13 protein-coding genes, 1 pseudogene and 1 riboswitch are annotated in these 10,693 nt (G+C 61.0%); of the genes and pseudogenes, 4 read left to right on the top strand and 10 right to left on the bottom strand.

Annotated features, from left to right (window positions below; genetic code table 11):
* Both BSP109_RS17535 and BSP109_RS15540 read left to right on the top strand, forming a co-directional pair.
* Positions 1–240, top strand: a pseudogene (locus tag BSP109_RS17535) (hypothetical protein); the annotation flags it as partial.
* Positions 237–1,190: a metal ABC transporter permease gene (locus BSP109_RS15540; protein ID WP_101601831.1), complete on the top strand. Its 954-nt coding sequence runs from the start codon at positions 237–239 to the stop codon at positions 1,188–1,190. The pseudogene BSP109_RS17535 and the gene BSP109_RS15540, both read left to right, overlap by 4 nt.
* On the opposite strand, the gene BSP109_RS15535 is transcribed toward BSP109_RS15540, so the two are convergent.
* From BSP109_RS15535 to BSP109_RS15525, 3 genes are all read right to left on the bottom strand, one after another.
* Positions 1,187–1,879, bottom strand: coding sequence for a metal-dependent transcriptional regulator (locus BSP109_RS15535; protein WP_101601829.1), 693 nt, complete (start codon positions 1,877–1,879; stop codon positions 1,187–1,189). The genes BSP109_RS15540 and BSP109_RS15535 overlap by 4 nt on opposite strands.
* Positions 1,880–2,059: 180 nt before the next feature.
* Positions 2,060–2,878 carry a 3-oxoacyl-ACP reductase gene (locus tag BSP109_RS15530; protein ID WP_101601828.1) on the bottom strand — a complete coding sequence of 273 codons (819 nt, stop codon included), beginning with the start codon at positions 2,876–2,878 and terminating at the stop codon, positions 2,060–2,062.
* A 54-nt stretch (positions 2,879–2,932) separates the two neighbouring features.
* A riboswitch (TPP riboswitch) is annotated at positions 2,933–3,030 on the bottom strand.
* Between the two features lie 225 nt (positions 3,031–3,255).
* On the bottom strand, positions 3,256–3,798 hold the full coding sequence (locus BSP109_RS15525) for an NAD-binding protein (RefSeq protein ID WP_101601826.1): 543 nt from the start codon (positions 3,796–3,798) through the stop codon (positions 3,256–3,258).
* Between the two features lie 36 nt (positions 3,799–3,834).
* Between BSP109_RS15525 and BSP109_RS15520 the strand changes: the two genes are divergently transcribed.
* A protein-coding gene (locus tag BSP109_RS15520; RefSeq protein ID WP_101601824.1) for an IS3 family transposase occupies positions 3,835–5,069 on the top strand; the annotation gives its coding sequence in 2 pieces (ribosomal slippage) (positions 3,835–4,102 and positions 4,102–5,069; 1,236 coding nt in all).
* A gap of 6 nt (positions 5,070–5,075) precedes the next feature.
* Here the strand turns inward: BSP109_RS15520 and BSP109_RS15515 are convergent.
* The 6 genes from BSP109_RS15515 to BSP109_RS17075 form a co-directional block, all read right to left on the bottom strand.
* Positions 5,076–5,630, bottom strand: a complete 555-nt coding sequence (locus BSP109_RS15515) for a relaxase domain-containing protein (RefSeq protein ID WP_101601833.1) — start codon at positions 5,628–5,630, stop codon at positions 5,076–5,078.
* A gap of 36 nt (positions 5,631–5,666) precedes the next feature.
* Positions 5,667–6,152, bottom strand: coding sequence for a hypothetical protein (locus BSP109_RS15510; protein ID WP_146001194.1), 486 nt, complete (start codon positions 6,150–6,152; stop codon positions 5,667–5,669).
* Positions 6,153–6,274: 122 nt separating this feature from the next.
* Complete coding sequence (locus tag BSP109_RS17080; protein WP_006822417.1) at positions 6,275–6,850, bottom strand: hypothetical protein; 576 nt, start codon at positions 6,848–6,850, stop codon at positions 6,275–6,277.
* 18 nt (positions 6,851–6,868) lie between these two features.
* On the bottom strand, positions 6,869–7,831 hold the full coding sequence (locus tag BSP109_RS15500) for an MFS transporter (protein ID WP_374700177.1): 963 nt from the start codon (positions 7,829–7,831) through the stop codon (positions 6,869–6,871).
* An 8-nt stretch (positions 7,832–7,839) separates the two neighbouring features.
* Positions 7,840–9,005, bottom strand: a protein-coding gene (locus BSP109_RS15495; RefSeq protein WP_257944740.1) for an IS3 family transposase whose coding sequence is annotated in 2 segments (ribosomal slippage) — positions 7,840–8,718 and positions 8,721–9,005 — 1,164 coding nt in all. Because the reading frame shifts where the segments join, the coding sequence is not laid out codon by codon here.
* A gap of 50 nt (positions 9,006–9,055) precedes the next feature.
* Entirely contained in the window at positions 9,056–9,373 is a 318-nt protein-coding gene (locus tag BSP109_RS17075) for an MFS transporter (RefSeq protein ID WP_180959787.1), read from the bottom strand.
* A gap of 83 nt (positions 9,374–9,456) precedes the next feature.
* On the opposite strand from BSP109_RS17075, the gene BSP109_RS15490 reads away from it, so the two are divergent.
* Complete coding sequence (locus BSP109_RS15490; protein ID WP_087053563.1) at positions 9,457–10,035, top strand: TetR/AcrR family transcriptional regulator; 579 nt, start codon at positions 9,457–9,459, stop codon at positions 10,033–10,035.
* Positions 10,036–10,206: 171 nt separating this feature from the next.
* Here BSP109_RS15490 and BSP109_RS15485 read toward each other — a convergent pair whose 3' ends face one another.
* Positions 10,207–10,521, bottom strand: coding sequence for a helix-turn-helix transcriptional regulator (locus BSP109_RS15485; protein WP_257944739.1), 315 nt, complete (start codon positions 10,519–10,521; stop codon positions 10,207–10,209).
* Positions 10,522–10,693 lie beyond the last annotated feature (172 nt).

The following is a 10,693-nucleotide window of genomic DNA, read 5'->3' as shown; positions in this document are numbered from 1 at the left end:
GGTCTAGGCGCCTATCTCTCCATCGCGGTCGGCGGCGTGCCCACTGGGCCACTAATCGTGCTGACGCTCTTCGCTTTCCTCGTCCTCTCGCTACTGCTGGCTCCCGGGCGCAGCCTCATCACTCGCGCCCGCGGTCGGGCCCGCCAGCGCCGACTCTTACGAGACCAGCTGATCGCCGAACGAGAAGAACACATCGATGTGCAGGGCGGCGTTGCGCCATCCGGGACGGAGCGATCATGAGCTTTCTGTTGGGAACCACCCTCGTAGCCGTGGTCATGGCAGTGGCGTGCGCGTTGCCCGGGGTATTTGTCGTTCTGCGGAAGAACTCTATGTTGGTCGACGGAATAGCACACGCAGTGCTGCCTGGAATCATCGTCGGTTATGCCTTCTCCCAGAACCTGGACTCCCCATGGCTGATCCTGGGCGCGGCCCTGGCTGGCCTGGTGGTCGTCTTAGGCAACGAGTACTTAACCCGTACCGGTCTTCTGGCTGGGGATGCTCCACAGGGTCTGGTGTTCCCGGCCTTGTTCAGTATCGGAGTGATTATGGTGACCGCAAACTTCGCCAACATTCACCTCGACACTCACGCCGTGCTGGTAGGAGACCTGAACCTGGCCTCGTTTCAGCAGTTGAACCTACAGATGCCAGGCAGAGCAGACGTTGTCTCTCTGGGGCCTGTCTACCTGTACGTGATGCTAGCGGTGCTTCTGGTCAACGTGGTCTTCCATGCCGTGTATTACCGGCACCTAAAACTCACCACCTTCGACTCACAGTTCGCTCGAGCTCTTGGCATCCCCACTGGGACACTGAACACCGTTTTCATGTTCCTCGTCTCCGTGACAGTTACCGCGGCATTCAACGGAGCCGGAGCCATTCTCGTCATCGCGCTGGTCGTCGTCCCGCCGGCTACTGCCTATCTGCTCACCGATCGGCTCCCGGTGGTGTTCGGTCTCACCATAGCGATCGCAGCGATTGGTGCTCTCGGAGGGTTTTGGGCCGCCTACGCAGTCAACGCAGCCACCAGCGCAGGTATGTCAGTGTTCTACGGAGTCGTGTTCCTGCTCGTCCTCGTCATCAGCCGATCGGCCCGGTCGTGGAAGCGTAAAGCGAGCTTCAACCGTTCAACCGGGACCATGCGTGTGCCTGCGGCCAGCGCCGATGCTGGGGCAATCGATGAGCCTGCCGGTTAGGGTACGGCTGACTGACTCACGGGGCAGATCCACACTGCATCCGTAGCGGAGCGACCGAGTACGAGCGATGCGCCACCCTCCACCTGCACTTGCAGAGAGTCCGAATAGGGCGGTCCGGCGGAGACGATGAGCTCGGATCCCACCACCAGACCACGGCCAGCGAAGAAACGCAGCAACTCCGGATCCTCGTCGGAGATCCGCTCCACCACCATCCGGACGCCAGGGCTGGCCCCCGAAAGACTCTCCACAAAAGGGGTCCGGTCTACCGCACCCGACGGCGAGGGGATCGGGTCACCGTGCGGATCTCTAACGGGGTGCGCCAAGAGCTCGTCGATACGCCCAACCATGAAGTCTGAGACCGCATGTTCGAGCACCTCAGCTTCGTCATGGACCTCGTCCCAGCGATACCCGAGAACCTCTACCAAGAACGTCTCGATGAGTCGGTGCCGACGCACCATGGCCACTGCGTATCCCTGACCTTTAGCCGTAAGAGCAATACTGCCGTACCGCGCGTACTCCACTAGCTCTTGTTCCCCGAGCTTGGGCATCGCGCCGGAAACGGTGGAGAGCTTCAGCCCCGTCTTCTGCGCGATCATCGAAGCAGTCACAGGAGCGTCCGACCACTCTTGCAGGCTCCAGATGACCTTCAGGTAGTTCTGAGCACTGGCAGACAAATCAGCTACCGACATACCGGCAATCCTACGCGGATCGAGCAGGTGGCTGCGCTGGAGGCACCTCAACTGTTGCACGGCGCTCTTACACTGATTGGGATGGCCTGCAACGCGAAGTCACGACTAAGGGTTTACATCACAGCGTCCGCTACCAGCGTGCGGATTACCTCCTCGTCGTCTCCGTGCTCTCTACGGGAGTCAGTCCATCACCAGTCCGCCGTCCACGATCAAGTTCTGGCCAGTGACGGAGCGCGACCAAGGGCTTGCAAAGAACAGCGCCGCGTCCGCGAATTCTGCGGGGGTGGTGACGCGACGCAACGGTGTGCCCTGAGCGATCGCGTCGAAGACTACGTCCGGGGTAGCCGCAGAAGCATCCGTGGTTCGGAGCAATCCACCAGACAGCATGTTGACGGTGATGCCATCGGGTCCGAGGTCGTGGGCGAGTGTGCGGGTGAGGGAGAGCAGCGCGGCCTTGGACGCGGTGTAGTCGTGGTATGGGACCACTGGATGCTGGAAGAGGTTGGTTCCGATGTTGATGATGCGTCCGAAGCCCGCCCGGGCGAATCCCGGCAGCGCGTGCTGCACGGTGTAGAGAGCCGCCTTGACGCTGCCGTCGAACTGCTGTGCGAACCGATCCCAGCCGATCTCATGGGCTTTCGGACGAGCATCACCGTCGAACGCGAATGAGGCCAGTGCGTTGTTCACCACGACGGTCACCGGCGCGTCCAGAGCGTTCTCCGCAGTGGTGAAGAGGACATCCACTTGCGCAGGGTCCGTGACGTCCGCCTGCACGGCTTTGGCCGCATCACTGCGTTCGGCATTGAGTTCGTCGACCAGGCGATGCGCGGCGTCTGTACTTTGGTGGTAATTGACGACGACCTGGGCACCTTCGCGGACGAATACACGGCTCAGCTCCTGACCCAGTCCCCGCGCCCCACCAGTCACCAACACCCGCTGTCCGGACAGGAGCCCGGATCCTGTGGAGGAAGAGGTCTGGGTTGCCGCTCTGTTCTGCATGAGGTGCCTTCCGTGCGAGGACGGAGGGATTGTTTCCTACGACACCTGTGGGTGCTGCAGAGTTGAAGACGATCCCTTCGCCAGTGCTAACTGGAACAGGTTCGACGGGTGTTCATCTCAGCCGCCATTCGGCGGCACCCCGTGCCTTGTCCTTTCACCGTAGCAGTCACCTGAGGCCAATCAGCGGACGGGACGTGAGCCTCGTCGTAGCAGCGTACTTACCGCCTCCCGCTACGTTCATAGGTTGGCCCTCTTCGGAAGATCAAGTCGCTGGCTCTGGTGGGGTCTTGTCCTGCCGTGAACGTGTCCGGTGCATGGTTCCCAGGGGCTCAGCTGGGTTGGGGTCACGGCCTCATCCCGGCCCCTTCAGAGGCAGCTCAGGCATCTTTCGCGTATTTGTCGCGGAATGATCGTTCTGCATGCCGATCCCCGAGAAGCACCAGGCTCTTCAAATCGCCGCTCTCAAGCTGCTCAGGATCGACCAGCAAAGTTCCCTGCGAATCGAGAGCTGCGACAATATGGCAACCTGTCGCGTTATGCACCTTTTCGTCCCGAAGAACGACCTGAGACAGCGATCGCGGTCTCGGTGCTGAGAACAGTTCGTTCCCCTCTGCGATAACAACGCGGTGAGCGCGTCCAAGATCGTTCCACATCGCGGTAGCGCCGATCGTTGCATAGGACAGCACGCTGTCTGCACCGGCACGATAGAGGGTGGCCACATTGCGCTCGGATGTGGCACGAGAAACGATCTGTAAGTCAGGGCGCAGCCGTCTGCAGTAGAGCGTGAGGTAGACGTTGAAGTCGTCGTCGTGCGATGTAACGACGACTGCAGAAGCGGTATCCAGCCCAGCCGTCTGCAGGGCATCGATATCGGCTGCGTCTCCTTCTGGGGTTAGCCTCGAGTTGTAGACACCCGAGATAGCGGGATCACGGGTTCCGCTGGAAGGATGTCTGGCATGTCGTCAAGCAGAAAGCAGCGCCGGTCGTACACCGAGGACTACAAGCGCGAAGCCGCGCATCTGGTCATCGATACAGGCCGCTCGATCGCGGCCGTGGCTCACGAGATCAACGTCGGTCCCCAGACGCTGGGCAACTGGGTGCGGCAGGAGAAGGAACGTCTCCACGGGGACGGGAAATCCACGGGTCCGTTGGAAGAAGACGAGCGGTCGGAGTTGACGCGGCTGCGGCGGGAAGTGTTCGAGCTGCGGGAGGACAACGCGTTCTTGGGAAAAGCGGCAGCCTTCTTCGCGTCGAAGCCTCGGAAGCAGAACGGTTCGAGTTGATCGACGCGCAGAAGGCGAACTACACGATCGCGCGGATGGCCAGGCTCCTGCACGTCTCTCGTGCCGGCTTCTACGCGTGGACACGCCGCCTCCTGGCTCCGGGTCCGCGGAAGACCGCGCGGACGGTCATGGACGCGCAGGTGAAGCTTGCGCACGAGGACTCCGAAGGGGTCTACGGCGCTCCGCGGGTGGCGGCGCAGCTGCGGCGTGAAGGCATTCCGGTGGATCGGAAGACGGTGGCCCGGTCGATGCGTAGGCAGGGGCTGGAAGGGATCAGTCCGCGTCGGTTCAGGCCGGTGACGACGATCCCGGGAGTGGCGGTCCATCATATTCCGGATCGGGTCGGCAGGGTGTGGGATCAGGGCCGGCTGGACGCGGTGTGGATTTCTGACATCACCTATCTGAGGACGGGTGAGGGGTGGCTGTACTTGTGCGCGGTCAGGGATGCGTGTTCGCGGCGGGTGCTGGGCTGGGCGATGGATGCCCACCAGCGGACGGACCTGGTGGAGCGGGCGCTGCGGATGGCTCATACGCTGCGTGAGACCAGCGCCGTGGAAGTCGTGTTCCATGCAGATCGAGGTGCCCAGTTCACGTCGTCACAGCTTCATGCTGCGGCCCTCGAATTGGGAGTGCAGCAGTCGGTGGGGCGGACCGGCGTCTGCTGGGATAACGCGATGTCCGAGTCGTTCTGGTCGACGTTGAAGACTGAGTTCTATGACCGGCGGTCGTGGTCGACGCGAGCGGAAGCCAGGCAGGCTGTAGCGCGGTGGATCGAGGTCGTCTATAACCGGCGCAGGTTGCATTCGAGGTTGGGGATGGTGCCGCCGGTGGAGTTCGAGCAGGGCATGGTCGCGGCGGTTGAGACTGTCGAGGGCGAGCAGGAAACGTCACTCACGCATGCAGCGTGATGTGGCTCACGTGTCTACAGCTTGCGGGTAACCCCAGTCTTGAATTGCGGCGTGGTGCGCTTGCGCGATCAGGGTCTGCGTTCCACCATCGGCCACCGCCCACAGCGTCGACACTGACTTCGGAACGGAGAAAGTCAGGTCGAACCCTGCAACTGGGGCACCGGTTGGTTTGCTTGCTTCCTCTGCTTCGATGAGCGCCGTCTGTGTGGAGAGTGCGGCCGGAGTGAGGTTCTCGGGTAAGCGTGTGAGGCGCCGCTGCACACGGTCGCTTGCGGTCGCGAATTTGCGGTAAGGGCGGCCCAGTTGCTCCTCCGTGGTTGGGTTCTGGCCGTAACCCATGAGGCGTCGTAGCTGCTCTTCAGACACCGCACCACCGGGAAGAATGTCATCAGAGAGTCCCGCGATGCCGGAGCCGATCCATGTGCCAGGCGGTGTGCCCGATTCGAGGTAATACCGTGTCAGGACGGATGCCGCGTCGCGGTCACCGTCACCGGCGACCACAGAGTTCAGCAGGTACCGGTAGCCGTCACCGGCGGTCATCACACGGATCGAAACTGTCACGTCAACCGCCCCGCACATCGCCCGATACGGCTGGAATCAGGGACGCTCGACCCCGCCACGCTTCGGCGACTCAGCAGCTGTCGGCCGTGACTCGGCGTCCGGGTCGAGCTGACGTTCCCGCTGCTCGAGGAACCGTCGATAGTTGAGAAGCTCCTCTGCAGCGAGCGGATCATGCTCTGGCCACACCAAAGACGACGACTCCGCACTGACTCCCATCAGCGTGTTCCGCAAACTCAGCACCTGGTCCGAAGCCGCCGTCAACAGACCGCCATCGAACATCACTCGCGCCGAGCCACGCGCTTGATCCCCGAATGTTGTGACCGCGGTCGCACCATGCTCCTGGAACGCAGTGCCGGCAGCATCGATCACTCGATCTATCGACAACAGCATGCCCACAAGAGGATCCACGACATCGGCAACCTGCTCCGGATGCTCACGTAACGCACCCCTCGCCCGGTCCAGCTTCTCGGCCTGTTCAGCGATCGCACGCGCAATTTCGGCAAGATCCGTAGCTGTAGACATCATCGACTCCTTCCATAAGAAACACCGGCTCACTTGGAAGGTGCGCTCACTCTTCAAAACTCAGACCTGCATCCACGCCGCAATTGACGGGGTCTCACCGAGGACTCACTCCTTGGCCAAAATTACGCGTTCAGAGGTGCGTATAGACCGCCGATTTCATCACCGCCGTTGTCTCGGGCAGTGATCCAGGCGTCATGCAACCACATTGCTGTGTTGCGGCGCGAGTGTCCGCTGTTCCACTCGATATCGCGTTCGTAAGTGACGATCTGGTTACCGGCACCAACAATGACCCAGGTATAGAGGCCTAAGCTATGACGGGTTTTGACCTTCATCCCAGAGACAAGTGTTGGCGCTTCGTCTTCGCCTCTTATGGTTTCGTCATGTCGGTCGATCCACTGCACAGTGAGTCCTTCAGTGAAGCCTGAATCGATGCTGCGCAGGAATTCGAATGCCGTGTGGTGGGCTTCTCCAGTTGTCGGGATCGCGTCAGGTTCGAAACCGCTGATTTGGCGGGTGTAGCCGTAGAGGATGCGGTCGTCTCCAAAGACGGTGGTTACGTGTTCGCCCCCGTACTTCGGGTCAGTGCCTGGATGGTGGCGGGTTACGGTGACCGGGGTTGTGCCTTGGTGTTCTTGCCGAGTCGTGACCTCGGTGAACGTTTCAGGGATTCTGAGGGTAGGGAGAAGATGTTCTGACATGGTGTTCCTTTCAGGGATTTATTGAGGCTGCTGTGGGGTTCGAGACCCGAAAATCGTGAATGTGAGGGCGAGTAAGAAAATGGGGATTGCGATGAGTGCCGTGACCTGCACGAGCCCAGTAGTTGATACTTGGGCCAATGTTGCAAGCACCGGGATTGGCAGAGCTGCAAGGCTGGCGCCGAGGAAGAGTGCGAAGGTGTAGAGCGCTGTGACACTGCCGTAATGTTCTGGGGACATGCCGGTGAGGGTTTGGATTGTTGCCGGGGCGAGCACCGACACGCAGGTGGCAAGGAGGAGCATGCCGAATCCTGCGCCCAGGACGCTGTGCCCGGTGAAAACAAGCAGGGTGCTTGCAAGCGCTGCGCCGGTAAATGCGGTAATCATGCGTGTACTTGGGCGGATTCGAGTAAGCCAGGGTGAAGCGGCTCCAGCCCAGATCAGAGCGGGCAGTGCACTGAGGCGCAGCATCAGGAGCTCGCTGTCCGGGTAGTGACCGGTGTGCCCGAGGGCTGCGTAGAGCGCGATGAATGGGCCAAGGATCGCCAGCGTTGCGATTAACAGTAAGACAATGCGCAACCTGCCCAAAAGGCCTGCAAGTATCCTCGTGGCGTTCTGACCAGTTTCTGCGCTGCCGGGAGTAGGCCGCAGACCACGCATGGCAAGCACCAGCCCTAAAGTCAGGGTGATCGCGCTGAGGATGAAGAACCAGCGCCATGAGCCCGCTAACACGACGAGCTGCGCGAGGACCTGCGCAAGCACCGCGGCAGCAAGAAAAGAACTGGTCAGTACGGTCACGGCGATTAAGCGGACAGCGGTCGGCAGGCGTGCACCGAAGTATGCGAAAACCGATGGGGCGAAGCTTGCCGCGGCGGCACCTTGCACGATCCTGCCACCGAGAAGCCAAGACATGCTCGGGGCACAAGCCACGAAGACAGTGGCTGCAAGCAGTACGGTCGGGGCTGCCGCACGTTTAGGTGACAGTTGGGGTCTCAGGCCGCGAGGCTCACGGTCGGGTTCATGATGGTCTCGTATTCGATGGGGGTCAATCGGCCCAGACGGGCTTGCCGACGGCGACGGTGGTAAGTGCGTTCGATCCAGGTGATTATCGCGATCCGCAGCTCCTCTCGGGTTCGCCAGCGCTTGCGGTCCAGGACGTTCTTCTGAAGTAGCGAGAAGAACGATTCCATCGCGGCGTTGTCGCCGGCAGCGCCGACCTGGCCCATCGATCCGATGAGGTGATGACGGTTCAAGGCGTGCACGAATTTCCGTGACCGGAACTGAGATCCGCGGTCCGAATGCACGATGCAACCGGCGGTGTAACGACGCCTGGATACTGCGTTGTCCAGGGCGTTCACTGCGAGGCGGGCCTTCATCCGGTCGCTGATCGAGTAGCCCACGATCCGGCCGGAGAACACGTCCTTGATGGCGCAGAGGTAGAGCTTGCCCTCGTCGGTCCAGTGCTCGGTGATGTCGGTGAGCCACAGTTCGTTGGCGTCATCGGCGGAGAAGTCCCGCTTCACAAGGTCGTCATGGACCGGCGGACCGGGGCGCTTTCCGTTCTTGCCGCGCTTCTTCCCGAACACGGACCACCACTGGTTGTCGCGGCAGATCTTCCACGCGGTCCGCTCGCACATCTCCTCTCCGGCCTCGGCGGCTTCTCCGACGAGGAACCGGTAGCCGAACTCAGGATCGTCGCGGTGGGCGTCCAACAGGGCGTTGGCACGATAGGCCTCGACGAGCTCGGCCCTGGTGATCTGCTGTTTCCGCCAGCGGTAGTAGGGCTGGCGGGAGAGCTTCAGGACCCGCAGGGACACCGCGACGGGAACGTTGTCAGCGGCGAGCTCGCTCACGAGCGGGTAGAACCTTTTCCCGGCAGGTTCGCCTGCGACAGGTAGGCGGCGGCACGGCGCAGGACCTCGTTCTCCTGCTCGAGCAGCCGGTTCCGGCGGCGGAGGTCGCGTAGCTCCGTGGAGTCCTCCCGGGTCTTTCCGGGACGGTTGCCGTCGTCGATGTCGGCTTGACGGATCCATTTGTGGAGCGTCATCTCGTGGACGCCGAAGTCCTTCGCGATCTGCGCGAGAGTGACGCCGTCCTCACGGGACCGGGCCACACGCACGACGTCCTCGCGGAACTCCTGGGGGTAGGGAGCGGGCATGGTGCACATCCTTCCAGGCCGCCCTACGGGCAAGCCAGATCAGATGTCACCTATCGACGCGGCAGCCCCGTCAGGCCGATCAGAAAGCACCTTGTCGCACCATAACGATCGACCGCTGGCCCCCAGACGAGGAAACCAATCGCATAGGCAACCCCGAATAGGGACTGCACCAATTCCGAGGTGCCCGGATCAGCACCGAGGTCGAGGGCCGAAGCCGGACCGAGCACGAGCGCACCGTAGAGCTGTGAGAGCACCACCAGGGCAAGTACTACAAAGAACGTGATCGAGAGAGGCGCTCGATCCAAAATTTTTGGTCGGGTGGCAGGCATGGGTGGCGCGTCAGAAATGATTGGTCGGGAGGTGGGCATACACATCACGCTACAACCAACTGGTTAGTTGGGCAACTATCTGGTTGGTTGCTTCTCAGTGGTGGAGCTTCTACGCTGGGGACATGGCTGGACCAGAAAACACCAAACGAGCGCTCCTTGAGGCGGGCCGTGAGGAGTTCGCGAAGCACGGACTTGCCGGAGCGCGTACGGATAGAATCGCCGCGAATTCCGGTGTGAATAAGCAACGTATCTACGCATATTTCGGCAGCAAACAAGGCATGTTCCATGCCGTGTTATCTGACGCACTGGATTCTCTGCTCGGAATTGTCCCGTATCCCAAAGGAGACTTGCCGCCAGGAGAGTTCCTCTCCGCGTATCTACAAGCAGTCAATGCTTACCATGCCAAGCATCCGGACCTGTTGCGCCTGTTGCAATGGGAAGCACTCGAACCCGACACCGTCGAACCGGAGAGTGATTCCAGATCGGTGTACTACCAGGATAAAGTCACTTCCTTGGCACAACGTCTGAACATCGAGACGAAGGAAGCCGCACCGATCCTGTTTGGAATAATCGGGCTCGCAGCCTGGCCACACATCGTCCCGCAACTGGCCGCTCTCATCATGGACGACTCTCCCAAGCGTGCTCAGAAACAGGCTTTACAGTGGGCAATAAACAGTGTCGCTTCACTCACTGTGAGGTGATGACCTGAAAGATCCTCGGCCGCAGATCTCGGTGCATGAAACCGTGCAGTAGGCAGCGTCTTAGGCTTTCTTGCGGAAATGTTGTCAGGGGTAAGGTGCGCACAGTTTGGGGTGGTCCTACTCCATGGCGCGGGTCGGCTGGGCATCACCAAAGTCGTTCCGGTGACGGTTCTAGCGGATGATCAGGGGCTCATCAGTGTGTTGCCAACCATTGCGTTGATATTCACGCGGGGACATGTCGTGGGCTCGGGTGAAGACCGTGGTAAATGCTGATGGATGTGCGTAGCCAAGCCGACGAGCCGCCTGCGCCACACCAACCCCTTCTTCAAGATAGCGGCGTGCTTCGGTCATGCGTACCTCCGATCGCCAGGCCACATAACTCTGCCCTGTGGTCGCGAGGAAAGCGCGGCCGAGGTCTCTTGCGTCGGCATTGAGTACTTGCGCCCATCGTGTGAGAGTTCGTCGATCCGCTGGATTGTTGCGCACCGGTCAAGTCCCTTTTCGTGGTGTTCTTCGGTAGTTCCTTTAACTGGCTCTTCCCGGTTCGTGGTGATGGGGAGCGTCGCGTCGTTGACGTAGAACGGCTCGTGGTCCTGCTGTGATGGGTGTTGTCAAGACATCCGAATCTCAGAGGACCACGAGCCTGTGCACGAGAGTA

This window comes from Brevibacterium sp. Mu109, assembly GCF_900169375.1.
GTDB lineage: Bacteria > Actinomycetota > Actinomycetes > Actinomycetales > Brevibacteriaceae > Brevibacterium > Brevibacterium yomogidense_A.
This window is presented reverse-complemented; position numbering and strand designations above follow the sequence as displayed.